The sequence below is a fragment of the Streptomyces sp. HUAS YS2 genome (genome assembly GCF_033343995.1).
Taxonomy (GTDB): Bacteria; Actinomycetota; Actinomycetes; order Streptomycetales; family Streptomycetaceae; genus Streptomyces; species Streptomyces solicathayae.
This window is the reverse complement of the sequence record NZ_CP137573.1, coordinates 2408650-2431201: the sequence shown is the minus strand read 5'-3', so window position 1 is coordinate 2431201 and position 22552 is coordinate 2408650. Positions and strand designations below refer to the sequence as shown.

The 22552-nt window shown below is 71.0% G+C and carries 26 protein-coding genes; 18 read left to right on the top strand and 8 right to left on the bottom strand.

Going from position 1 to position 22552, the window contains the following annotated elements; genetic code table 11:
* Positions 1–22 precede the first annotated feature (22 nt).
* Positions 23–739 carry an IclR family transcriptional regulator NdgR gene (gene ndgR / locus R2D22_RS10880; protein ID WP_005311436.1) on the bottom strand — a complete coding sequence of 239 codons (717 nt, stop codon included), beginning with the start codon at positions 737–739 and terminating at the stop codon, positions 23–25.
* A gap of 140 nt (positions 740–879) precedes the next feature.
* On the opposite strand from ndgR, the gene leuC reads away from it, so the two are divergent.
* The 4 genes from leuC to R2D22_RS10860 all read left to right on the top strand — a co-directional run bounded on the left by leuC (position 880) and on the right by R2D22_RS10860 (position 4033).
* A complete protein-coding gene (gene leuC, locus R2D22_RS10875; RefSeq protein ID WP_318102891.1) occupies positions 880–2304 on the top strand; it encodes a 3-isopropylmalate dehydratase large subunit in 1425 nt (474 codons plus the stop codon).
* Between the two features lie 6 nt (positions 2305–2310).
* Positions 2311–2904 (top strand): 3-isopropylmalate dehydratase small subunit, encoded by a 594-nt coding sequence (gene leuD / locus R2D22_RS10870; RefSeq protein ID WP_318102890.1) that lies wholly within the window; start codon positions 2311–2313, stop codon positions 2902–2904.
* Between the two features lie 104 nt (positions 2905–3008).
* Positions 3009–3236, top strand: coding sequence for an SCO5555 family protein (locus tag R2D22_RS10865; protein ID WP_318102889.1), 228 nt, complete (start codon positions 3009–3011; stop codon positions 3234–3236).
* Positions 3237–3379: 143 nt separating this feature from the next.
* Entirely contained in the window at positions 3380–4033 is a 654-nt protein-coding gene (locus tag R2D22_RS10860; protein ID WP_318102888.1) for an HU family DNA-binding protein, read from the top strand.
* A gap of 93 nt (positions 4034–4126) precedes the next feature.
* On the opposite strand, the gene R2D22_RS10855 is transcribed toward R2D22_RS10860, so the two are convergent.
* Together R2D22_RS10855 and cofC are read right to left on the bottom strand one after the other, a co-directional pair.
* Positions 4127–4330 (bottom strand): hypothetical protein, encoded by a 204-nt coding sequence (locus R2D22_RS10855; RefSeq protein ID WP_318102887.1) that lies wholly within the window; start codon positions 4328–4330, stop codon positions 4127–4129.
* A gap of 10 nt (positions 4331–4340) precedes the next feature.
* Entirely contained in the window at positions 4341–4988 is a 648-nt protein-coding gene (cofC, locus tag R2D22_RS10850; RefSeq protein ID WP_318102886.1) for a 2-phospho-L-lactate guanylyltransferase, read from the bottom strand.
* Positions 4989–5125: 137 nt separating this feature from the next.
* Between cofC and R2D22_RS10845 the strand changes: the two genes are divergently transcribed.
* The 3 genes from R2D22_RS10845 to R2D22_RS10835 all read left to right on the top strand — a co-directional run bounded on the left by R2D22_RS10845 (position 5126) and on the right by R2D22_RS10835 (position 8088).
* Positions 5126–5878, top strand: coding sequence for a lysophospholipid acyltransferase family protein (locus R2D22_RS10845; protein ID WP_318102885.1), 753 nt, complete (start codon positions 5126–5128; stop codon positions 5876–5878).
* On the top strand, positions 5875–6885 hold the full coding sequence (locus R2D22_RS10840; protein WP_318102884.1) for an NAD(P)H-dependent glycerol-3-phosphate dehydrogenase: 1011 nt from the start codon (positions 5875–5877) through the stop codon (positions 6883–6885). The genes R2D22_RS10845 and R2D22_RS10840 overlap by 4 nt, the downstream gene beginning before the upstream one ends.
* A 63-nt stretch (positions 6886–6948) precedes the next feature.
* A complete protein-coding gene (locus tag R2D22_RS10835; RefSeq protein ID WP_318102883.1) occupies positions 6949–8088 on the top strand; it encodes a D-alanine--D-alanine ligase family protein in 1140 nt (379 codons plus the stop codon).
* A 39-nt stretch (positions 8089–8127) separates the two neighbouring features.
* On the opposite strand, the gene R2D22_RS10830 is transcribed toward R2D22_RS10835, so the two are convergent.
* Complete coding sequence (locus tag R2D22_RS10830; protein ID WP_318109697.1) at positions 8128–8598, bottom strand: DUF3515 domain-containing protein; 471 nt, start codon at positions 8596–8598, stop codon at positions 8128–8130.
* 23 nt (positions 8599–8621) lie between these two features.
* Positions 8622–8855 (bottom strand): Lrp/AsnC family transcriptional regulator, encoded by a 234-nt coding sequence (locus R2D22_RS10825; RefSeq protein WP_318102882.1) that lies wholly within the window; start codon positions 8853–8855, stop codon positions 8622–8624.
* Positions 8856–9133: 278 nt separating this feature from the next.
* On the opposite strand from R2D22_RS10825, the gene R2D22_RS10820 reads away from it, so the two are divergent.
* Both R2D22_RS10820 and thiD read left to right on the top strand, forming a co-directional pair.
* Complete coding sequence (locus tag R2D22_RS10820; protein WP_318102881.1) at positions 9134–10096, top strand: thiamine-phosphate kinase; 963 nt, start codon at positions 9134–9136, stop codon at positions 10094–10096.
* Positions 10093–10935 carry a bifunctional hydroxymethylpyrimidine kinase/phosphomethylpyrimidine kinase gene (thiD, locus tag R2D22_RS10815; RefSeq protein ID WP_318102880.1) on the top strand — a complete coding sequence of 281 codons (843 nt, stop codon included), beginning with the start codon at positions 10093–10095 and terminating at the stop codon, positions 10933–10935. Before R2D22_RS10820 ends, thiD begins: the two co-directional genes overlap by 4 nt.
* Positions 10936–11080: 145 nt before the next feature.
* On the opposite strand, the gene rpmB is transcribed toward thiD, so the two are convergent.
* A complete protein-coding gene (gene rpmB / locus R2D22_RS10810; RefSeq protein ID WP_003957616.1) occupies positions 11081–11266 on the bottom strand; it encodes a 50S ribosomal protein L28 in 186 nt (61 codons plus the stop codon).
* Between the two features lie 241 nt (positions 11267–11507).
* Here rpmB and R2D22_RS10805 point away from each other — a divergent pair, with 241 nt between their 5' ends.
* The 9 genes from R2D22_RS10805 (at position 11508) to mutM (ending at position 20637) form a co-directional block, all read left to right on the top strand.
* Positions 11508–13100 carry a DAK2 domain-containing protein gene (locus R2D22_RS10805; RefSeq protein ID WP_318102879.1) on the top strand — a complete coding sequence of 531 codons (1593 nt, stop codon included), beginning with the start codon at positions 11508–11510 and terminating at the stop codon, positions 13098–13100.
* A gap of 284 nt (positions 13101–13384) precedes the next feature.
* Positions 13385–15505: an ATP-dependent DNA helicase RecG gene (gene recG, locus R2D22_RS10800; RefSeq protein WP_318109696.1), complete on the top strand. Its 2121-nt coding sequence runs from the start codon at positions 13385–13387 to the stop codon at positions 15503–15505.
* A 49-nt stretch (positions 15506–15554) separates the two neighbouring features.
* Entirely contained in the window at positions 15555–16139 is a 585-nt protein-coding gene (gene rsmD / locus R2D22_RS10795) for a 16S rRNA (guanine(966)-N(2))-methyltransferase RsmD (RefSeq protein WP_318102878.1), read from the top strand.
* A 26-nt stretch (positions 16140–16165) separates the two neighbouring features.
* Positions 16166–16654: a pantetheine-phosphate adenylyltransferase gene (gene coaD, locus R2D22_RS10790; RefSeq protein ID WP_318109694.1), complete on the top strand. Its 489-nt coding sequence runs from the start codon at positions 16166–16168 to the stop codon at positions 16652–16654.
* Positions 16655–16744: 90 nt separating this feature from the next.
* Positions 16745–17845 carry an ATP synthase F0 subunit B gene (locus R2D22_RS10785; RefSeq protein ID WP_318102877.1) on the top strand — a complete coding sequence of 367 codons (1101 nt, stop codon included), beginning with the start codon at positions 16745–16747 and terminating at the stop codon, positions 17843–17845.
* Positions 17846–17973: 128 nt separating this feature from the next.
* Positions 17974–18627: a YceD family protein gene (locus tag R2D22_RS10780; RefSeq protein WP_318109692.1), complete on the top strand. Its 654-nt coding sequence runs from the start codon at positions 17974–17976 to the stop codon at positions 18625–18627.
* A 2-nt stretch (positions 18628–18629) separates the two neighbouring features.
* Entirely contained in the window at positions 18630–18803 is a 174-nt protein-coding gene (gene rpmF, locus R2D22_RS10775) for a 50S ribosomal protein L32 (protein ID WP_030496967.1), read from the top strand.
* A 19-nt stretch (positions 18804–18822) separates the two neighbouring features.
* Positions 18823–19626, top strand: a complete 804-nt coding sequence (gene rnc, locus R2D22_RS10770; RefSeq protein ID WP_318102876.1) for a ribonuclease III — start codon at positions 18823–18825, stop codon at positions 19624–19626.
* A gap of 126 nt (positions 19627–19752) precedes the next feature.
* Positions 19753–20637, top strand: a complete 885-nt coding sequence (gene mutM, locus R2D22_RS10765; protein WP_318102875.1) for a bifunctional DNA-formamidopyrimidine glycosylase/DNA-(apurinic or apyrimidinic site) lyase — start codon at positions 19753–19755, stop codon at positions 20635–20637.
* Here the strand turns inward: mutM and R2D22_RS10760 are convergent.
* Together R2D22_RS10760 and R2D22_RS10755 are read right to left on the bottom strand one after the other, a co-directional pair.
* On the bottom strand, positions 20634–21008 hold the full coding sequence (locus R2D22_RS10760; RefSeq protein ID WP_318102874.1) for a winged helix-turn-helix transcriptional regulator: 375 nt from the start codon (positions 21006–21008) through the stop codon (positions 20634–20636). The two genes, mutM and R2D22_RS10760, sit on opposite strands and share 4 nt — an antisense overlap.
* Before the next feature lie 608 nt (positions 21009–21616).
* On the bottom strand, positions 21617–22438 hold the full coding sequence (locus R2D22_RS10755; protein ID WP_318102873.1) for a CAP domain-containing protein: 822 nt from the start codon (positions 22436–22438) through the stop codon (positions 21617–21619).
* Between the last annotated feature and the right edge of the window lie 114 nt (positions 22439–22552).

Below are 22552 nucleotides of genomic sequence, written 5' to 3'. Positions count from 1 at the left end.
ACAGGGGGAGAACTGAACAGCGTCAGCCGTTGCGGCGCAGGGCCTCGGAGAGGCGGGCGGCCGCGTCGATGACCGCCTGGGCGTGCATACGGCCCGGGTGGCGGGTGAGGCGCTCGATCGGCCCGGAGACCGACACGGCGGCCACCACGCGGTTCGAGGGGCCCCGTACCGGCGCCGAGACGGACGCGACGCCCGGCTCGCGCTCACCGATCGACTGGGCCCAGCCGCGGCGCCGTACGCCCGACAGGGCCGTCGCCGTGAAGCGGGCGCCCTGGAGGCCGCGGTGCAGCCGCTCGGGCTCCTCCCAGGCCATCAGGATCTGCGCCGAGGAGCCCGCCTTCATCGTCAGCGTGGAGCCGACCGGGACGGTGTCCCGAAGGCCGGACAGCCGCTCGGCCGCCGCGACGCAGATGCGCATGTCGCCCTGGCGCCGGTAGAGCTGCGCGCTCTCGCCGGTGACGTCGCGCAGATGCGTCAGCACCGGCCCGGCGGTCGCGAGCAGACGGTCCTCGCCGGCCGCGGCGGCGAGCTCCGCCAGCCGCGGTCCGAGGATGAACCGGCCCTGCATGTCACGGGCCACCATCCGGTGGTGTTCAAGTGCCACGGCCAGTCGGTGTGCCGTGGGTCGTGCGAGTCCCGTCGCCGCGACCAGACCTGCGAGGGTGGCCGGACCGGACTCCAGGGCGCTCAGGACAAGGGCTGCCTTGTCGAGAACGCCCACGCCGCTAGAGTTGTCCATGCAACGATATTCGCGTCTCACTCTGTGAAACGCAAGTTCAATTTTCCTGGGAACTTGTCACCCTGGTGAGGCGGCCGCACAACGGCCCGCGAAACGGGTCTCTAGTTGTGCCGGCGTAGACGTCGGCCGGAGGGAAAGCGATGGGTAGGACACTCGCGGAGAAGGTCTGGGACGACCACGTCGTCCGGCGCGCCGAGGGCGAGCCCGACCTCCTCTTCATCGATCTGCACCTGCTGCACGAGGTGACCAGCCCCCAGGCCTTCGACGGTCTGCGCCAGAACGGCCGCCAGGTCCGGCGCCTCGACCTCACCATCGCCACCGAGGACCACAACACCCCGACCCTCGACATCGACAAGCCGATCGCCGACCCGGTCTCCCGAGCCCAGTTGGAGACCCTGCGGAAGAACTGCGCCGAGTTCGGCGTACGGCTGCACCCGCTGGGCGACGTCGAGCAGGGCGTCGTCCACGTGGTGGGACCGCAGCTGGGTCTGACCCAGCCCGGCACCACCGTGGTCTGCGGCGACTCGCACACCTCCACGCACGGCGCGTTCGGCGCGCTGGCCTTCGGCATCGGCACCAGCCAGGTCGAGCACGTGCTGGCCACGCAGACGCTGCCGATGGCCCGGCCGAAGACCATGGCGATCACCGTCAACGGCGAGCTGCCCGAGGACGTCACCGCCAAGGACGTCATCCTCGCGATCATCGCGAAGATCGGCACCGGCGGCGGCCAGGGCTACGTCCTGGAGTACCGCGGCTCCGCCATCGAGAAGCTCTCGATGGAGGCCCGGATGACCATCTGCAACATGTCGATCGAGGCCGGCGCCCGCGCGGGCATGATCGCCCCGGACGAGACCACCTTCGCGTACCTGAAGGGCCGCGCCCACGCCCCCGAGGGCGAGGACTGGGACGCCGCCGTCGCGTACTGGAAGACCCTGAAGACCGACGAGGACGCCGTCTTCGACGCCGAGGTCGTCATCGAGGCCGCCGAGCTGGCGCCGTTCGTCACCTGGGGCACCAACCCCGGCCAGGGCGCGCCGCTTTCGGCGAACGTCCCCGACCCGGCTTCGTACGAAGACGCTTCGGAGCGCCTGGCCGCCGAAAAGGCCCTGGAGTACATGGGGTTGACCGCCGGGCAGCCGCTGCGGGACATCAAGGTCGACACCGTCTTCGTAGGCTCCTGCACCAACGGCCGCATCGAGGACCTGCGCAACGCCGCCGCCCTGCTGGAGGGCCGCCAGGTCGCCGAGGGTGTCCGCATGCTGGTCGTCCCCGGCTCGGTCCGGGTCGCCCTGCAGGCCGTCGAGGAGGGCCTGGACAAGGTCTTCAAGGAGGCCGGCGCCGAATGGCGGCACGCGGGCTGCTCGATGTGTCTGGGCATGAACCCCGACCAACTGGCCCCCGGTGAGCGCTCCGCGTCCACCTCCAACCGCAACTTCGAGGGCCGGCAGGGCAAGGGCGGCCGGACCCACCTGGTCTCGCCCCAGGTCGCCGCCGCCACCGCCGTACTGGGCCACCTGGCCTCCCCGGCCGATCTGTCCGACGTCGCCACCACCGCGGGGGTCTGAGGAACCATGGAAGCTTTCACCACGCACACCGGCCGGGCCGTCCCGCTGCGCCGCAGCAACGTCGACACCGACCAGATCATCCCGGCCCACTGGCTGAAGAAGGTCACCCGCGACGGCTTCGAGGACGGCCTGTTCGAGGCCTGGCGCAAGGACTCCGAGTTCGTCCTCAACCGCCCCGAGCGGCAGGGTGCGACCGTCCTGGTCGCCGGCCCCGACTTCGGCACCGGCTCCTCCCGTGAGCACGCCGTCTGGGCGCTGCAGAACTACGGCTTCAAGACCGTGATCTCGTCCCGGTTCGCCGACATCTTCCGCGGCAACTCGCTGAAGAACGGCCTGCTGACGGTCGTCCTGCCGCAGGAGACCGTGGACGCGCTCTGGGAGCTGACCGAAGCCGACCCGACCGCCGAGATCACCGTCGACCTGGAGCGCCGCAAGGTGCTCGCGGCCGGGATCGACGCCGACTTCGAGCTCGACGAGAACGCCCGCTGGCGTCTCCTGAACGGCCTGGACGACATCAGCCTCACCCTTCAGAACGAAGCCGACATCGCGGCCTACGAGGCCGGTCGACCGGCCTTCAAGCCCCGTACAATTACGGTCTGAGCAGCGCTTTTCCACGACTGCGCCCCCCACCTCCCGGTGGGGGGCGCAGCGCTATGTTGAGCCCCCGTCGGGCGACAACTCGCCCTAGATGGCACAATCGGTGCATGGAAGGTGACAGCCAACTCGAGCTCTACGAGGCAGTCGCCGCCCGATTGAAGGAAGCGCACACGAAAGTGCGCGAACTGCAAGTCCCGGAGGGCGTAAGGATGGCGCTGTCCCGGAAGCTGTTGGTCGTCACGGCCGCGGCGAAGCACGATCTCACGGACGCGGCAGCGCGTCTGGACCGGTTGATGAAGGACCTCGACGAGGGCCGATTCCCTGAAGGCGACTGACCACCGGAACTCCGCAACACCTGCACAGCGTTGCGGCACTAGGGTGATTAGACCGTTTCGTGTTTGATTTGCGGTATATACATGCCTAACGTGCGAAAAAGCTTGAACACTTTCGTTCTGGCAATGTCTCCGAAGGGGAAGACGTGAACAAGGCGCAGCTCGTAGAAGCGATTGCCGACAAGATGGGCGGTCGCCAGCAGGCCGCCGATGCCGTCGACCACGTGCTCGACGCCATCGTGCGTGCCGTGGTCGCCGGAGACCGGGTCTCGGTCACCGGCTTCGGCTCGTTCGAGAAGGTCGACCGTCCGGCCCGCTACGCCCGCAACCCGCAGACGGGTGAGCGCGTCCGGGTCAAGAAGACCTCGGTTCCCCGCTTCCGCGCGGGCCAGGGCTTCAAGGACCTGGTCAGCGGCTCGAAGAAGCTCCCCAAGGGCGGCGAGGTCTCCGTCAAGAAGGCCCCCAAGGGCAGCCTGACCGGCGGCGCTTCCGCCACCGTGAAGAAGGCCGCGGCCAAGAAGACCACCGCCGCCAAGAAGGCCGCCGCGAAGAAGACGGTCGCCAAGAAGGCCGCGGTGAAGAAGACCACCGCCGCCAAGAAGGCCACCGCGAAGACCACCGCGGCCGCCAAGAAGACCACGGCCAAGAAGGCCGCCCCGGCGAAGAAGACCACCGCCGCGGCCAAGAAGACCACGGCCAAGAAGACCGCCCCGGCGAAGAAGGTCGTGGCGAAGAAGGCACCCGCCAAGAAGACGACGGCGCGCAAGACCGCCGCGAAGAAGACCGCGGCCAGGAAGTAAGCGGCACAGCGGCACAGGGTCACTCACGCGCCGGGCCGGGCTCCCTCTCGGGAGCCCGGCCCGCGGCGCGTCCGCCCAGGTCGGCGCCGTTACTCAGAACGTCTGCAGCGTCACCAGCGTGATGCGCAGTCCTGCACCCTCGCCCTCGGTCTCGATCCGGACCCGCTGCCCCGGGCGCAGCAGCCGCAGGCCGCCCGCCTCGAAGGCCGCGGCGTCGAACTCCACCGGGGTGCCGTCGTCGAGCAGCACACTGCCGTTGTGGTGCTCGGAGTCGTACGTGTACGCGGTCGCCTGCATGAAACGCAGCCTAGCCGTTCGCCGTCGCCCAGCGGGCGGCCGTCCGCGGGCCGACCCCCAGGGCCAGCGCCGCCGCCAGATCGTCCCCGGTGTCCACGTCCCGGCGGACCGAATCGACCCCCACGAGCCGGATTTCCGCCGCCCCCGACGACAAATGCCGGCGGCGCGAAGCACCCCCGAAAGCGGGGCGCAATTCGAACCCGGAATCGGCCGAAAGGAAAGTCGTACCGATATCGGCGGCGTCCGCGAGAAATGCCCGCGGAAATTGTTCGGCCGCCGCGAGGACCCGGTCCAGCTCGGCCGGCCGCAGCGCCGGGAGGTCCGCGTTCAGGGTCGCCACCCGGGCCGCCGGCCGCCCCCTCCGCACCACGCGCGCCCCGTGCGCCAGCGCCGCGTTGAGCCCGGCACCGGGGGAGTCCGGCACGATCCGCGCACCGAGCGCGGCCAGTGCCACCGAGGCCACCGGGTCGTCCGTGACGAGCACCACATCCCGCACCCGCGGGCAGGTCAGCGCCGCCGCCACCGTGTCCTGCGCGAACGCCAGCGCCAGCCGGGGCCGCAGCCGCTCGCCGGCGGCCGCGGCGAGCCTGCTCTTCGCCAGCGCAAGGGGCTTCAGGGGCACGACCAGGGACCAGCCGCCGTCCGGATCGGTGTTCATCGCGGCCCATTGTGGCGCGGCGCCCCGGCGACCCGGAGGGCCGGGCCCGGAGGCGGGGCGTACGGTGTTCTCGACAGACCAGGAGCATGGGGCGACACTTGACCCCCTGCAAGCCAGTCCCACAGGAAGGTGTCCGAGTGTCCCGCCGCAGAATCGGCTTCTGGTACCGCCTGGCGGCGGTCATCGTGAAACCGCCGCTGGTGCTTCTGTTCAACCGGGACTGGCGCGGAACGGAACACATGCCGACGGACGGCGGCTTCATCACCGCGGTGAACCACAACTCGTACCTGGACCCGCTCTCCTACGCGCACTATCAGTACAACACCGGCCGGGTGCCTCGTTTCCTCGCCAAGGCGGGCGTCTTCAAGGGCTCGTTCGTCGGCATGATGCTGCGCAACACCGGCCAGATCCCCGTCTACCGCGAGACCACCAACGCGCTGGACGCCTTCCGCGCCGCCGTCGACGCCGTCGAACGCGGCGAGTGCGTCGCCTTCTACCCCGAGGGCACCCTCACCCGCGACCCCGACATGTGGCCGATGGCCGGCAAGACCGGCGCCGCCCGCGTCGCGCTGATCACCAAGGCCCCCGTGATCCCGGTCGCCCAGTGGGGCGCCAACCTCGCGATGCCGCCGTACGCCAAGGAGAACAAGTTCAACCTGTTCCCCCGCAAGACGCTGATCGTGCAGGCCGGACCGCCCGTCGACCTCTCCCGGTTCTACGACCTGGAGCCGACGCCCGAGGTCCTCCGCGAGGCGACCGAGGTCATCATGGCCTCGATCACCGCGCTCCTGGAGGACGTCCGCGGCGAGAAGGCGCCCGCGGAGCTGTACGACCACCGCCAGGCCCGGATGGAACAGCGGCGCAGGGCCGCAGGAGAGGGAAGCAAGTGACTCGTCCCGTCAAGGCGGCTGTCTTCGGTACGGGATCGTGGGGCACGGCCTTCGGCATGGTCCTCGCCGACGCCGGCTGCGAGGTGGTCCTGTGGGGCCGGCGCGCCGAGCTCGTCGACGCGATCAACACCACCCGCGTCAACCCGGACTACCTGCCCGGCATCGAACTCCCGGCGAACCTGCGCGCCACGACCGACCCCGCCGAGGCCGCCCGCGACGCCGACTTCACCGTCCTCGCCGTCCCCTCGCAGACCCTGCGCGGCAACCTCGCCGAGTGGGCTCCCAAGCTCGCCCCGGAAACCGTCCTCGTCTCCCTGATGAAGGGCGTCGAACTCGGCACCGCCGAGCGCATGAGCGAGGTCATCATGGAGGTCGCCGACGTCCCCGCCGAGCGCGTGGCCGTCCTCACCGGCCCCAACCTGGCCAAGGAGATCGCCACCCGGCAGCCCGCCGCCGCCGTCGTCGCCTGCGCCGACGAGTCCGTCGCCGAACGGTTCCAGGCCGCCTGCATGACCCCGTACTTCCGCCCGTACACCAACACCGACGTCGTCGGCTGCGAGCTCGGCGGCGCGGTCAAGAACGTCATCGGGCTCGCCGTCGGCATCGCCAACGGCATGGGACTCGGGGACAACTCCAAGGCCACGCTGATCACCCGCGGCCTCGCCGAGACGACCCGGCTCGGCCTCGCCATGGGCGCGGACCCGCTCACCTTCTCCGGCCTCGCCGGCCTCGGCGACCTGGTGGCCACCTGTTCCTCGCCGCTCTCCCGCAACAACACCTTCGGCACCAACCTGGGCCGCGGGATGACCCTGCAGGAGACCATCGCGGCCACCAAGCAGACCGCCGAGGGCGTCAAGTCCTGCGAGTCCGTGCTCGATCTGGCCCGCCGCCACGGCGTCGACATGCCGATCACCGAGACGGTCGTCTCGATCGTCCACGAGGGCAAGCCTCCGATCGTCGCGCTCAAGGAACTGATGTCCCGCAGCGCGAAGTCCGAACGCCGCTGAGCAGCTGAGCCGCCAGGGAGGGTCCTCGGCAGCGGCGGGGGCGCAGGGTACGCTCATCGCGATATGAGCGAGAACACCCAGAGCCCCCGCAAGCCGCGCGTGGCCGTCGTCTTCGGCGGACGCAGCTCGGAGCACGCCATCTCCGTCGTCACCGCAGGCGCCGTCCTGAGCGCCATCGACCGGGACAAGTACGACGTGCTGCCCATCGGCATCACCACCGACGGGCGCTGGGCGCTGACCGCCGACGCCCCCGAGCGGATGGCCATCGCCGACCGCAAGCTGCCCGACGTCGCCGAACTCGCCGAGTCCGAGCAGGGCGGCGTCGTCCTGTCCGTCGACCCGGCCAACCGCGAGGTCGTGCTCACCGAGCCCGGCGCGGTCCCGAAGGCGCTCGGCGAGGTCGACGTCGTCTTCCCGATGCTGCACGGCCCGTACGGCGAGGACGGCACCCTGCAGGGCCTCCTGGAGCTCTCCGGCGTCCCCTACGTCGGCGCGGGCGTGCTCGCCTCCGCCGTCGGCCAGGACAAGGAGTACATGAAGCGGGTGTTCGTCTCCTTCGGGCTGCCGGTCGGCCCGTACGAGGTGATCCGGCCGCGCGAGTGGGAGCAGAGCCCCGCGGCCGCCCGCAAGAAGATCGTCGAGTTCGCAGCCGAGCACGGCTGGCCGCTCTTCGTGAAGCCGGCCCGCGGCGGCTCCTCCATGGGCATCACCAAGGTCGACGACCTCTCCGGCCTCGACGAGGCGATCGAGGAGGCCCGCCGGCACGACCCGAAGATCATCGTCGAGGCGCTGCTGCGCGGCCGCGAGATCGAGTGCGGCGTCCTGGAGTTCGAGGACGGCCCGCGCGCCAGCGTGCCCGCCGAGATCCCGCCGGTCACCGACCACGACTTCTACGACTTCGAGGCCAAGTACATCGACTCGGCCTCCGGGATCGTCCCCGCGCCGATCGGCGACGAGGCCACCGCCGAGGTCCAGCGCCTCGCCGTCGCCGCGTACGAGGCCGTGTCCTGCGAGGGCCTGGTCCGCGCCGACTTCTTCCTCACCGAGGACGGCGACTTCGTCATCAACGAGATCAACACCATGCCGGGCTTCACGCCGATCTCCATGTACCCGCGCATGTGGCAGGAGAGCGGCGTCTCCTACCCGGAGCTCGTCGACCGGCTCATCCAGGCCGCGCTGACCCGCTCCACCGGCCTGCGCTGACCTTCCCGGCGCCGCGTAGCCGGTCCTCCCGGAGAGCCCTCAGAGGCTCTTCGGGACCGCCCGGGCGACCGGGCCCGCCAGACCCGTCAGCGGGCCCGTGTCGTGCGCGAACCGCTCGTCCAGCGACACCTCGACGTACGCCTTGCGGTACGTCGAGGTGAAGCGGGGTCCGTCCGAGTCCCGGACCTCCAGCATCCAGCCCACGCCGTTGACCTCCAGGCCCTGCGCCTGTGGATCGCTCATCTTTTCGGGCCGGGGGACCCCGCAGCGCAGTACGATCGCCCCGTTCCCCCACCCGGCGGTCAGATCGGACTCCGGTTCCGGATCGTTCCGGTCGAACCCCGACAGGGTCTTCGGAAGCTCCTCGTGCAGCGCACGGCAGAAGGCGGCCTCCTCGGCCGGCGGGCTCGGAACCGGGACCGGCGCGGCCGCGTCCGTGGAGGAGCAGCCCACCACGGCCAGCAGCAGCAGGGCGGCGGCGGGCAGACCGAAGGGCCGGTGGGAAGTCATCACCGGCCAAGGGTAGACGGGGGCTACAGATGCACGATCGGACAGGTCAGGGTACGGGTGATCCCCTCCACCTGCTGGACCTTGGCCACCACCATCCGGCCGAGTTCGTCGACCGTGTCCGCCTGGGCACGGACGATCACGTCGTACGGCCCCGTCACGTCCTCGGCCTGGATCACCCCCGGGATCTCGGAGATGGCTGCGGCGACGAGCGACGCCTTGCCCACCTCGGTCTGGATGAGGATGTACGCCTGTACCACGGAACCTCCAGGGCGGCCACGAGGATCGTTGCGGGGAGCAGAACCCGATGCAAAGGTTCGCCACGGTACCGCGTCGCCGAGCACTGCGGGGAGACCCGCGCGCCGGGAGGGGCCCGCGGTGTGGCGTACGCGGGACAGAAGTTGACGGTCTACTTGACGGTACCCACGGCAGTGACGGCTCGCGACCGCAGCGCGGGCCGGGCGGGCACGGACCCTGGCTCCCGCACGGACCCGGGCACACGCACCGACACGGGCACAACGACACGAGGTGAGACGCGGTGAAGGGCACAGTCGGCGAGTTGGGGGAGTTCGGGCTCATCAAGGAGCTCACCTCCCGGCTCACCGCCACCCCGGCGGTACGGATCGGACCCGGCGACGACGCCGCGGTCGTCTCCGCACCCGACCGGCGCGTGGTGGCCAGCACGGACATCCTGCTCGAAGGACGTCACTTCCGCCGCGACTGGTCGACGGCGTACGACGTGGGCCGCAAGGCCGCGGCGCAGAACCTCGCCGACATCGCCGCGATGGGCGCCGTGCCGACGGCGCTGCTGCTCGGGCTCGTCGTCCCGGCCGAACTGCCGGTGACCTGGCCGGTCGAGCTGATGGACGGGCTGCGGGACGAATGCCAGGTCGCGGGCGCGGCGGTGGTGGGCGGCGACGTCGTACGGGGCGACACGATCACCGTGTCGATCACCGCGCTCGGCGACCTGCGCAACCACGAGCCCGTCACGCGCGGCGGCGCGCAGCCCGGCGACGTCGTCGCGTACACCGGCTGGCTCGGCTGGTCCGCCGCGGGGTACGCGGTGCTCTCGCGGGGCTTCCGGTCGCCGAGGGCCTTCGTCGAGGCCCACCGTCGGCCCGAACCCCCGTACCACGCCGGCCCCGCCGCCGCCGGGCTCGGCGCGACCGCCATGTGCGACGTCAGCGACGGGCTCATCGCCGATCTCGGGCACATCGCCGAGGCCAGCAAGGTCCGGATCGATCTCCGGGCCGGACTGATCGACATCCCCACGCAGATGAACGACATCGGGCAGGCGGTGGGTGTCGACCCGCTGCAGTGGGTGCTCACCGGCGGCGAGGACCACGCCATGGTGGCCACCTTCCCGCCGGACGTGAAGCTGCCGGCGCGGTGGAAGGTGATCGGTGAGGTGCTGAACCCGTCCGCGCTGCCGCAGGTGACGGTGGACGGGGCGCCCTGGCACGCGAAGGGCGGCTGGGACCACTTCGGGGAGACGGAGTGAACGCCCTGCCCTCCCAGCCCGCCCAGGCCGCCCAGCCCTCCCGGCCCCCGCTCGTGCTCACCGTCGCCGGGTCCGACTCCGGCGGCGGGGCCGGGATCCAGGCCGACCTCAAGACCATGCTCGCCCTGGGCGTCCACGGCATGAGCGTGATCACCGCGATCACCGCCCAGAACTCGCTGGGCGTCCAGGGGGCCTGGGAACTGCCCGAGGAGGCCGTACGGGCCCAGTACCGGGCCGTCGTCGACGACATCGGCGTCCAGGCGGTCAAGACCGGCATGCTGGCCTCGGCCGCGCTCGTGGAGACCGTGGCCGAGCTGCTCACGGGCACGCCCGGCGTGCCCGTGGTCGTCGACCCGGTCGGCGTCTCCAAGCACGGCGACCCGCTGCTCGCCGCCTCCGCGCTGGACTCGGTGCGGACGAAGCTGCTGCCCCTCGCCACCGTCGCCACCCCGAACCTCGACGAGGTGACGCAGCTCACGGGGGTGGTGGTGGAGGACGAGGCCGGGATGCGGCGGGCCGCCGAGGCGGTGCTGGAGTACGGGCCGCGCTGGGCGCTGATCAAGGGCGGACATCTGCCCGGCGCGTTCGCGGAGGTCGTGGACCTGCTCACCGACGGCACCGAGGAGCACTGGCTGTACGCGCCCCGCTACGACAATCGGCACACCCACGGGACGGGCTGCACGCTCGCCTCCGCGGTCGCCTCCGGGCTCGCCAAGGGGCTGCCGGTGGTCGAGGCGGTACGGGAGGCCAAGGCATACGTGACCGGCGCCATCGCGGACGGGTTCGCGCTGGGGGCCGGGATCGGGCCGGTCGATCACGGGTGGCGGTTCCGCGGCTAGCGGGTCCGCTTCCGGTGGGTCCGCGGCCGGCGGGTCCGCCCGTCCCGTGGGCTTCCGCGTCCGGGCACGGCAAAAGGCCGGTTCACCTAGGTGAACCGGCCTTTCAAGGCAACCGCAGGGGCTGCGCTACGACGAAACGTCGGCGTTAGCGCGAGACCTTGCCGGCCTTGATGCACGAGGTGCAGACGTTGAGCCGCTTCGGCGTCCGACCGACCACGGCACGCACGCGCTGGATGTTCGGGTTCCAGCGACGAGACGTACGGCGGTGCGAGTGCGAAATGTTGTTGCCGAAGCCCGGCCCCTTGCCGCAGACGTCGCAGTTGGCAGCCACGGGTCACTCCAAAGACTTCAGATTTACAGTGAAATCCGGCGCACCGGAATCAGAGATCTGAAGTGGCTTGCCGGGGAATGGCCCGACTTCTGCCGGGCAACCGAAGCAGCATACAACGGCTGCTCCCGTGGAACGAAACTACCATGTCCACCCCGGGCCCCGCCCCCGGCCCGGGTGCCGCCCGGGGCTACCCTGCGGAACAGCCCGCCGCCCCAAGGCCGTCCAGCAGGAGGATCACCAGGTGCCGCAGACCGCGCAAACCCTCGACGCCGCAGCGGTCCGGAGCTGGTGCTCCCTGTCACTGGCGGCGCTGGGCCGGGAGCGCGAGGCGATCGACGCGATCAACGTCTACCCCGTCGCGGACGGGGACACCGGCACCAATCTGTATCTGACCGTCGAGTCCGCGGCCCGCGCGCTGGACGCGGCCTTCACCGACGGCGCCGCCCCCGATGCCCCCGAGGCGGTACGGCTCATGGCGCACGGCGCGCTGCTCGGAGCGCGCGGGAACTCCGGGACCATCCTGTCGCAGCTGCTGCGGGGTATGACGGCGGTGCTGGCCGCCGGGCGTGACGGGGATCACCTCGCCCGCGCCCTCACCACGGCCGCCGACGCGGCCCGGCAGGCCGTGGCCCATCCCGTCGAGGGCACCATCCTGAGCGTGGCCACGGCCGCGGCCGCCGCGTGCTCGGGCGGCGGGGAGCTCGTACCGGTGGCCAGGAGGGCGTACGAGGGTGCCCGGACGGCCTTGGAGGCGACGCCCGGGCAATTGGCCGTGCTCGAACGCGCGGGCGTCGTGGACGCCGGTGGGCGCGGTCTGGTGATGGTGCTCGGGGCGCTCGTGGAGGCGCTGTCCGGCGAGGCGCCGGCCCCGCTCGCGGCCGCGCACCGGCCGGTCGTGGCCGTCGATGAGGACTGCACGGCGGAGGGCGGGCCGGCCTTCGAGGTGATCTACCTCCTGGAGGCGGAGGACGCGGCGGTCGAGCCGCTCCGGGCCCGGCTCGACGCGCTCGGCGAATCGCTCGTCGTCGTCGGCGGGGACGGGCTGTGGAACGTGCACGTCCACGTCGACGACGCGGGGGCGGCCGTCGAGGCGGGCGTGGAGGCGGGGCGGCCGTACCGGATCCGGATCACGCACTTCGCGGCGGCGGCGGCCGCCGGGGAGGCGGAGCCGGCGCAGCGGGCGGTCGTCGCCGTGCTGCCCGGCGAGGGGCTCGCCGGGCTGTGCGCCGAGGCCGGCGCGACGACGGTCCTGGCGAAGCCGGGGGAGCCGCCGGCGAGCGGGGACCTCGTCGAGGCGATCCGCCGGGCGCACGCCCGCGAGGTCGTACTGCTGCCCAACGACGCCGACCTGCGGCACACGGCGGCCGCGGCGGCCGAGCAGGCCCGGGCCGAGGGCGTCCGGGTCGCGCTCATCCCTACCCGGGCCGCCGTCCAGGGCATCGCGGCGCTCGCCGTCCACGAACCCGACCGGCGGTTCGACGAGGACGTCGTCGCGATGACGGCGGCGGCGGGCGCCACCCGGTACGCCGAACTCGCCGTCGCCGAACGGCAGTCGTTCACGTCGGCGGGTGTGTGCCAGGCCGGGGACGTGCTCGGGCTCATCGAGGGGGATGTGGCCGTCATCGGCCAGGACGTGACGGAGACCGCGCGGACGGTCCTGGACCGGATGCTGTCGGCCGGTGGTGAACTCGTCACGCTGGTCGTGGGGGAGGGGGCTCCGGAGGCGCTCGCGGAGGCCCTGGAATCGCATGTGCGGCGCATGTATCTGGCCGTCGACACCACGGTGTATCCGGCCGGGCCGGGGGCGCCGGCGTTGCTGATCGGGGTCGAGTAGGCGCCGGTGGGGTGCGTGTCGGTGCCGGTCTGTGGTGTCGCGCGGGACGTTCCGGGGTCGCATTCGGGACTGCACGATCTACGGCGCGTGCGAGTTTGCTGCTCGGTGAGCGTTTCGTTCGAAGCGCCACAAATCACGCTTTACGTCCCGAACGCGACCCCCTCCACGTCCCCCGCTCCCGTCCGTGGCACCCCTTGGTTGTCGGTCCTGTGGTGTGGAATGGAACCGTGCCTGCGCTCGACGAACCCCTCAAGAAGGTCCTCGGCCCTCCCACCGCCAAGGTCATGGCCGAGGCCCTCGACCTGCATACGGTCGGGGACCTGCTGCATCACTATCCGCGGCGGTATGCCGAGCGGGGTGAGCTGACCGCCCTGTCCGAGCTGCCGCTCGACGAGCATGTGACCGTGGTCGCGCAGGTCGCCGAGGCCCGTCTGCACACCTTCAACGGGGCCCGGGGGCGGGGGCAGCGGCTCGAGGTGACGATCACGGACGGCAGCGGGCGGGTGCAGCTGGTCTTCTTCGGGAAGGGCGTGCACAAGCCGCACAAGGAGCTGCTGCCGGGGACCCGGGCCATGTTCGCCGGGAAGGTGTCGCTGTTCAACCGGAAGCTGCAGCTCGCTCATCCTGCCTATGAGCTGCTTCGGGGCGATGGTGACGAGGACGTGGACGCCTGGGCCGGGGCGCTCATTCCGATCTATCCCGCCACGACCAAGCTGGAGTCCTGGAAGATCGCCAAGGCCGTCGATGCGGCGTTGCCCAGTGTCGTCGAGGCCGTCGATCCCCTGCCGACCACCTTGCGGGAGGGGCGGGGACTCGCCGAGCTGGCGGATGCGCTGCGGAAGGTTCACCGGCCTCGGACCAAGGCCGACATCGAGGAGGCTCGGGAGCGGCTCAAGTGGGACGAGGCGTTCGTCCTCCAGGTGGCGCTGGCTCGGCGGCGGCATGCGGACGGTCAACTGCCCGCCGTCGCGCGGAGACCGGCCGAGGACGGGTTGCTCTCCGCCTTCGACGCCAAGCTGCCGTTCACGTTGACGGAGGGGCAGCAGAACGTGTCCCGCGAGATCTTCGGTGATCTCGCCACTGAGCATCCGATGCATCGGCTTCTGCAGGGCGAGGTCGGTAGCGGAAAGACCATGGTCGCGCTGCGGGCCATGCTCGCTGTCGTCGATGCCGGGGGGCAGGCCGCGATGTTGGCGCCTACCGAGGTGCTCGCGCAGCAACACCATCGGTCCGTCACCGAGATGATGGGCGAGCTCGCCGAGGGCGGGATGCTCGGCGGGGTCGAGCACGCCACCAAGGTCGTGCTGCTCACCGGGTCCATGGGCGCTGCGGCGCGGCGGCAGGCGCTTCTCGATCTGGTCACCGGTGAGGCCGGGATCGTCATCGGCACTCACGCGCTCATCGAGGACAAGGTCCAGTTCCACGATCTGGGGCTCGTTGTCGTCGATGAGCAGCATCGGTTCGGGGTGGAGCAGCGGGACGCGCTGCGGGGGAAGGGGAAGCAGCCGCCGCATCTGTTGGTGATGACCGCCACTCCCATTCCTCGGACCGTCGCCATGACGGTGTTCGGGGATCTGGAGACGTCCGTTCTCGATCAGTTGCCGGCCGGGCGGTCGCCCATCGCCAGTCATGTGGTGCCCGCGGCGGACAAGCCGCATTTCCTCGCCCGGGCCTGGGAGCGGGTGCGGGAGGAGGTCGAGAGCGGGCATCAGGCCTATGTCGTATGTCCTCGGATCGGTGACGAGGAGGAGCCGAAGCGGAAGCCCTCGGCCGAGGACGAGGCCGAGAAGCGGCCGCCGCTCGCCGTCTTGGAGGTCGCCGAGAAGCTGGCCGCCGGGCCGCTGGCCGGGCTGCGGGTGGAGGTCCTCCACGGGCGTATGCATCCCGATGACAAGGACTCGGTGATGCGGCGGTTCGCCGGCGGCGAAGTCGATGTGCTGGTGGCCACGACGGTCATCGAGGTGGGCGTGAACGTGCCCAATGCCACCGCCATGGTGATCATGGATGCGGATCGCTTCGGGGTCTCCCAGCTTCATCAGTTGCGGGGGCGGGTCGGGCGTGGGGCCGCGGCGGGGTTGTGTCTGTTGGTGACGGAGATGCCCGAGGCCTCGCCGGCCCGGCAGCGGCTGGGTGCTGTCGCTTCGACGTTGGACGGGTTCGAGCTGTCCCGGATCGACCTGGAACAGCGGCGCGAGGGTGATGTGCTGGGGCAGGCGCAGTCGGGGGTGAAGTCCAGTCTGCGGATGCTCGCCGTCATCGACGACGAGGACGTCATCGCGGCGGCCCGCGAGGAGGCCACCGCCGTCGTCGCGGCGGATCCGGAGCTCGCGTCCCATCCGGAGCTGCGCGTCGCTCTGGACGCGCTTCTCGACAAGGAGCGGGAGGAGTTCCTGGAGAAGGGGTGACCGCGGCCTATCGTGGAGGCACAGATCCCCGCCAAGGACAGGACCTCAGATGACCCGCGTGATCGCCGGCACCGCCGGCGGACGCCGCCTCGCCGTGCCGCCGGGCACCGGCACCCGACCCACCTCCGACCGGGCGCGTGAGGGCCTGTTCTCCACCTGGGAGGCACTCCTCGGCACGCTGGAGGGCGTGCGTGTGGCCGATCTGTACGCCGGGTCCGGCGCCGTCGGCCTGGAGGCCCTTTCGCGGGGCGCTGCCCACGCGCTGCTCGTCGAGGCCGACCAGCGGGCCGCTCGGACCGTGCGGGAGAACGTCCGCTCGCTCGGGCTGCCCGGTGCCGACGCCCGTACCGGCAAAGCGGAACAGATCGTGACGGGTCCGCCGCCCGGCGCCCCTTATGACCTGGTCTTCCTCGACCCGCCGTACGCCGTCTCCGACGACGATCTTCGCGAGATACTGCTCACACTCCGCTCGGGGGGCTGGCTCACCGGCGACGCCGTCGTCACCGTGGAGCGCAGCACCAGAGGCGGGGAATTCCTCTGGCCGGCCGGTTTCGAGCCGCTGCGGGCCCGTCGCTACGGCGAGGGAACGTTTTGGTACGGTCGCGCCGCCTCTACGTGCGAAGACGCACGATGACCGGACCGGAGAGCGAGGGACCCAAGTTGCGCCGCGCCGTTTGTCCCGGGTCATTCGACCCCATCACCAACGGACATCTCGACATCATCGCCCGCGCCTCCAAGCTGTACGACGTCGTGCACGTCGCGGTGATGATCAACCAGTCCAAGCAGGGGCTGTTCACCGTCGACGAGCGGATCGAGCTCATCCGCGAGGTCACCGCCGACTTCGGCAACGTCGAGGTGGAGGCCTTCCACGGGCTCCTGGTCGACTTCTGCAAGCAGCGCGACATCCCGGCCATCGTGAAGGGCCTGCGGGCCGTCAGCGACTTCGACTACGAGCTCCAGATGGCGCAGATGAACAACGGCCTGTCCGGGGTCGAGACGCTGTTCGTGCCCACCAACCCGACGTACAGCTTCCTGTCGTCCTCCCTGGTCAAGGAGGTCGCGGCCTGGGGCGGCGACGTCTCCCACCTCGTACCGCCGGCCGTGCTGTCCCGGCTGACCGAGCGGCTCGCGGAGCGCAACGACCGCTGACAGTCCGTCACCCGGTGTCGGAGCGGCGCCGACTGCCCTTACAGTCGTCCCGTCCGTCTCCATCCAGCTGTAGAGAGTGGCGAGCACCAGGTGGACGTGCAGAAGAAGCTCGACGAGATCGTCTCGGCCGTACAGAGCGCCCGCTCCATGCCCATGTCGGCGTCCTGCGTGGTCAACCGCGCCGAACTGCTCGCCATGCTCGAAGAGGTGCGGCAGGCTCTGCCCGGCTCGCTGGCCCAGGCCCAGGAGCTGATCGGCGGCCGGGAGCAGATGGTCGAGCAGGCCCGCCTGGAGGCCGAGCGGATCATCGAGGCCGCCCATGCCGAACGCGGCTCGCTCGTCTCCGACACCCAGGTCGCCCGGCAGTCCCAGGACGAGGCCGACCGGATCCTCACCGACGCCCGCCGGGAGGCGGAAGAGATCCGCGCCGAGGCCGACGACTACGTCGACTCCAAGCTCGCCAACTTCGAGGTCGTCCTCAACAAGACCATCGGCTCCGTCGACCGCGGCCGGGAGAAGCTCCTCGGCCGCGGCCCCGGCCTGGACGAGCACGGCTACGCCGACGAGGACGCCCCGGAGTACACCGCCGACCCGCAGACCCTGATCCAGCGGGCCGACGAGTACGTGGACGCCAAGCTGGGCGCCTTCGAGGCGGTCCTCAGCAAGACCCTGGAGGCCGTCGGCCGCGGTCGGCAGAAGCTGCACGGCCGGATCGCCACCGACGAGCTCGGCGCGCACATGGCCGCCCAGGACGCGGCCGGCGCGGTGCACACCAGCGACGCGGACTACCTGGCCGGCCTCGCCGAGCTGGCCGACCCGGAGCCCCAGCCGGCGCAGATCCCCGCGCAGCAGCCCGATCCGTACGGGTACGCGGCGCAGCAGGCCCCGGCGCAGGACGCGTACTCCGTTGCAGGCAACGGCTCCACCGGAGCGGCTTACGCCGCGCCCTATGCTGCGCAGGATCCGTACGCCTACCAGCAGGCCGATCCTTACTCCGTCGCAGGCGACGGCTCCACCGGAGCGGCTTATGCCGCGCCCTATGCTGCGCAGCACCAGCAGCCCGATCCGTACGGCTACCAACAGCAGCAGCCGCAGCACCAGCCGCAGGCCGGCTCGCTGGACGAGACCAGCTTCTTCGACACCGGCATGATCGACCTGGAGCAGCTGCGCCGCTACGAACAGGGGCAGTAGGCCCGGATTGGGCCCTGAGCGAAGCGTCCAGTATCCTGGCCCTTCGGTCGCGCGTATGCCCGCGATCCGCGCTGCCCGCTTCATGCGAGCGCGGCAGCCCCCACACGATTCCGAAAGCAGGAAGAGCCCTGAGCACGCGCCTCGACCACCGCAACCCCCTCGTGTTCGACACGCACGAGCTGGGGCGGCGTCCTGGTGCCATGCAGCGGATCTCGCGTTCGGTCGAGGCGCCTCGCGACCTCGGTGTCGAAGGGGTCGTCGGGGTGCCGCAGGGCACGCCCGTCGAGCTGCAGCTCCGCCTGGAGTCGGTCATGGAAGGGGTGCTTGTCACAGGCACCGCCCGTGCATCGGCCGAGGGGGAGTGCGTAAGGTGTCTGGAGCCCGTCGAGCTCGACCTCGACGTGGACTTCCAGGAGATGTTCTCGTACCCCGACTCCGACGACCGGGGCCGCTCCAAGGCGGCCGCGGGTGACGAAGCCGAGGACGACGAGGACATGATCCCCCTCGAGGACGGCATGTTCGACCTCGAACCCGTGCTGCGGGATGCGGTGGTGCTCGCACTGCCGATGCAGCCGGTGTGCCGGGAGGACTGTGAAGGTCTGTGTTCCGAGTGCGGAATCAACCTGAACGACAACCCGGACCACCACCACGACGCCGTCGACATCCGTTGGGCGGCACTGCAGGGACTCGCCGGTTCGCTGGGAACCGATGAGAAGGACAACATGAGCGGCAAAGCCTCTGACGGGGACGTCCGAAGCGCCGCCGAGAAGCAGGAGAAGTAGCCGTGGCTGTTCCGAAGCGGAAGATGTCGCGCAGCAACACGCGCCACCGCCGGTCGCAGTGGAAGGCTGCGGTCCCCACCCTGGTTTCGTGTGAGCGTTGCCAGGAGCCGAAGCAGCAGCACATCGCGTGCCCGAGCTGCGGCACCTACAACAAGCGCCAGGTCCTCTCGGTCTGAGTGGCTGGTGAGAGGCACGATGTCTGACCACGTCAACACAGCCTCGTCCCACACGCTTCTGGAAGGGCGGCTCGGGTATCAGCTCGAGTCCGCCCTTCTGGTGCGTGCGCTGACCCACCGCTCGTACGCGTACGAGAACGGCGGCCTGCCCACCAACGAGCGGCTCGAGTTCCTCGGGGACTCCGTGCTCGGCCTGGTGGTCACGGACACGCTGTATCGCACCCACCCCGACCTGCCCGAGGGCCAGCTGGCCAAGCTGCGGGCCGCGGTGGTCAATTCGCGTGCGCTGGCGGAGGTCGGTCGCGGCCTCGAACTCGGCTCCTTCATCCGGCTCGGCCGGGGCGAAGAGGGCACCGGGGGCAGGGACAAGGCGTCCATCCTCGCCGACACCCTCGAAGCGGTGATCGGCGCGGTCTATCTCGACCAGGGTCTCGACGCGGCGTCCGAGCTGGTGCACCGGCTCTTCGACCCGCTGATCGAGAAGTCCTCGAACCTCGGCGCAGGCCTGGACTGGAAGACCAGTCTCCAGGAACTGACCGCGGCCGAGGGTCTCGGTGTCCCGGAGTACCTCGTCAGCGAGGAGGGTCCGGACCACGAGAAGACCTTCACTGCTGCCGCCCGCGTCGGTGGTGTCTCGTACGGCACCGGCACCGGCCGCAGCAAGAAGGAAGCGGAGCAGCAGGCCGCCGAGTCGGCCTGGACGGCCATCAAGGCCGCCGCGACCGAGCGGCAGGCGGCGGCGGCGAAGGCCGCGGCCGACGAGGCCGCAGGGTCCGAGCAGGACGGCGGGGCGCCGAAGCCCGCCGATCTTCCCTCGGCCTGACCCGCTCTTCCTTCGAACATCCCGCCCGTCCCGGATCCCCGGGGCGGGCGGAGCTGTTTTCCGGGGGCCCGCGGGCCGGCGGTAGGCTGCGGGCAGCGAACCCGTCACCCCTTCGGAGGAGTCCCCGTGCCCGAGCTGCCCGAGGTGGAGGTCGTACGCCGGGGTCTTGAGCGATGGGTCGCGGGACGGACCGTCGCCGAGGTCGAGGTGCTGCACCCGCGGGCCGTGCGCCGGCACCCGGCGGGCGGCGTGGACTTCGCGGCCCGGCTGACCGGGCACCGGCTCGGCACGGCGATGCGCCGGGGCAAGTACCTCTGGATCCCGCTCGCCGACACGGACAGCTCGGTCCTCGGGCACCTCGGGATGAGCGGCCAGCTGCTGGTGCAGCCGAGCGACGCGCCCGACGAGAAGCACCTGCGGATCAGGGTGCGGTTCACGGATTCCGACAGCGGCTCCGCCGCGGGCGCGGCCGGGACCGAGCTGCGCTTCGTCGACCAGCGGACCTTCGGCGGCCTGTCGCTGCACGACAACACCCCGGACGGCCTGCCGGACGTCATCGCGCACATCGCCCGCGACCCGCTGGACCCGGCGTTCGACGACGCCGCGTTCCAGGCCGCGCTGCGGCTGCGCCGCACCACCGTCAAGCGCGCGCTGCTCGACCAGTCGCTGATCAGCGGGGTCGGCAACATCTACGCGGACGAGGCGCTGTGGCGGTCCAAGCTGCACTACGAGCGGCCGACCGCGACCCTCACCCGCCCGCGCTCGGCCGAACTCCTCGGCCATGTACGGGACGTGATGAACGCGGCGCTCGCCGCCGGCGGCACCAGCTTCGACAGCCTCTACGTCAACGTGAACGGCGAGTCCGGCTACTTCGACCGGTCCCTGGACGCGTACGGGCGCGAGGACGAGCCCTGCCGCAGGTGCGGGACCCCGATGCGGCGCCGGCCGTGGATGAACCGGTCGAGCTACTTCTGCCCGCGCTGCCAGCGGCCGCCCCGCGCGAGCGCCTAGTCCGCGTGGGCCTCGTCGTAGGTCCGCCTGGCCGCGAGGACCTCCGGCATACGGCCCTCGACCAGCCCGATCAGCGCCGTCAGCCGCTCCGCGACATCCTCGCCGAGCGGCGTCAGCCGGTAGTCGACCCGCGGCGGATTCACCGGCTGCGCCTCCCGGTGCACCAGGCCGTCGCGCTCCAGGGCGTGCAGGGTCTGCGCGAGCATCTTCTCGCTGACGCCGTCGACCCGGCGGCGCAGCTCGTTGAACCGGAACGAGCCCTCGTGCAGCGCGGCCAGCGTGAGCGCCCCCCACCGCCCGGTCGCATGCTCCAGCGTCTCGCGCGAGGTGCACCCCCGCGCGAACACGTCGAATACGAGAGCGTCCGTCATGCTCCCCAGCTTACGACCGCACAGCGCTCACCAGGAGTGAGCGTCCGTTTGGGGATCCGCCCCGGGGACGGCTCCGCGACGCCCGTCGGCTCTCGGGGCCCTTCACCTGCGATTTAGGGGAGTTCGCTACTTTTGTCACAATCGCCCCGAATGGCTTGACATTGCACAGCCGACCTGAGAAGGCTTGATCTTGATCGATGCGACAGTCCGGATCGCTCTGCCGCAAAGCGAGAAACTCCGGAGGCTGAGTCCGTCATGACCGGGATGACATCGAAGAGGGTTGGCGCGGCGATAGCCGCGACGGCCGCAGCGTTCGCACTCGGGGTGGGCGGAGCAAACGTCGCCCAGGCCAAGATCACTCCTACCGACATTTCCTGTACCAACAACGGTGGCCAGCAACCAGGTGGCCAGCAGCCCAGCTGCACCGGTGGCGGTCTGACGCAGGACACCGAGAACCAGAACCCCGCAGGCCACGCCCCTCGCGGACACAACTGACACCCGACCCGAACTCACCGACAAGCGAAAGCCCCCTGGCCTGCATGCACAGGCAGGGGGCTCACGTGCGTCCGGGGTGCCTCGGGGCCGCCCGGCACTGACCTGCGGAAATCTCAGAAGCCGAAGTCCTGGGTCCACCAGGGGCCGCCGTCGGCGAAATGGACGCCGACGCCGAGGGAGGTGTAGTCGCAGTTCAGGATGTTGGCGCGGTGACCGTCGCTGTTCATCCAGGCCTTCATCACCGCGGCCGCGTCGACCTGGCCGCGGGCGATGTTCTCGCCGCCCAGGCCGGTGATGCCCGCCTGCTCGGCGCGGTCCCAGGGGGTGTCGCCGTCGGGGTCGGTGTGGTCGAAGAACGCGCGGTTCGCCATGTCGGCGCTGAACGCGCCCGCCAGCCGGGACAGCGAGGCGCTCGCCTGGACCGGGGTGCAGCCCACCTTGGCGCGCTCGGCGTTGACCAGGCGCAGCACCTCGGCCTCGGCGGCGACGTCGCGGGCCGCCTGGACCGGGACGGTGCGCTCGACGGGCTTCTGCGTCTCCCGCGTCTGCTCGGGCTTCGGCTGAGGCTTCGGCGTCGCGGTCCTCGTCGGCTTCGGGGCCGGCTTGGTCGGCGTCGCGGACGGGGTCGGCTTTGTCGGGGTGGGGGTCGGGGTCGGGGTCGGCTTGGGCTTCGCGCTGGGGGACGTGCTTCCCGCGCCCCGCGTGGCCTGGCTCTCCTGCGACGGCGTCGCGCTCGTGCCGCCCTGCTGGGTCAGCAGCTCCGCCGTGTCCCGCCGCTGTGCCTGAGCCGTGTTGTCCGCGCTGCCCACGTCGAACGTGTCGCCGCCGGGCAGCAGGCCCGAGGCGACCGCGACGGCGCCGACCGCCACCGCGGCGGAGGCGCCGAGCAGCCCGGTGCGCACGGGTATCCCGCGCTTCCGTCGATGGCGTCCCATCCGCTCTGCCTTCCTGTTCTGCCTACCTCGTGATCGCTTGTGTGCGACTGTCAATCGGACACGCCCGAACGGGTGAGCTCCAATGCGTGGGGACTGTACGCCATGACGCGTGGG

Excerpts from the sequence above, each read along its gene's own strand:
- ndgR (WP_005311436.1), bottom strand. The coding sequence starts at position 739 with ATGGACAACTCTAGCGGCGTGGGCGTTCTCGACAAGGCAGCCCTTGTC.
- leuC (WP_318102891.1), top strand. The coding sequence starts at position 880 with ATGGGTAGGACACTCGCGGAGAAGGTCTGGGACGACCACGTCGTCCGG.
- leuD (WP_318102890.1), top strand. The coding sequence starts at position 2,311 with ATGGAAGCTTTCACCACGCACACCGGCCGGGCCGTCCCGCTGCGCCGC.
- R2D22_RS10865 (WP_318102889.1), top strand. The coding sequence starts at position 3,009 with ATGGAAGGTGACAGCCAACTCGAGCTCTACGAGGCAGTCGCCGCCCGA.
- R2D22_RS10855 (WP_318102887.1), bottom strand. The coding sequence starts at position 4,330 with ATGCAGGCGACCGCGTACACGTACGACTCCGAGCACCACAACGGCAGT.
- cofC (WP_318102886.1), bottom strand. The coding sequence starts at position 4,988 with ATGAACACCGATCCGGACGGCGGCTGGTCCCTGGTCGTGCCCCTGAAG.
- R2D22_RS10835 (WP_318102883.1), top strand. The coding sequence starts at position 6,949 with ATGAGCGAGAACACCCAGAGCCCCCGCAAGCCGCGCGTGGCCGTCGTC.
- R2D22_RS10830 (WP_318109697.1), bottom strand. The coding sequence starts at position 8,598 with ATGACTTCCCACCGGCCCTTCGGTCTGCCCGCCGCCGCCCTGCTGCTG.
- recG (WP_318109696.1), top strand. The coding sequence starts at position 13,385 with ATGGCCGAGGCCCTCGACCTGCATACGGTCGGGGACCTGCTGCATCAC.
- rsmD (WP_318102878.1), top strand. The coding sequence starts at position 15,555 with ATGACCCGCGTGATCGCCGGCACCGCCGGCGGACGCCGCCTCGCCGTG.
- rnc (WP_318102876.1), top strand. The coding sequence starts at position 18,823 with ATGTCTGACCACGTCAACACAGCCTCGTCCCACACGCTTCTGGAAGGG.
- R2D22_RS10760 (WP_318102874.1), bottom strand. The coding sequence starts at position 21,008 with ATGACGGACGCTCTCGTATTCGACGTGTTCGCGCGGGGGTGCACCTCG.
- R2D22_RS10755 (WP_318102873.1), bottom strand. The coding sequence starts at position 22,438 with ATGGGACGCCATCGACGGAAGCGCGGGATACCCGTGCGCACCGGGCTG.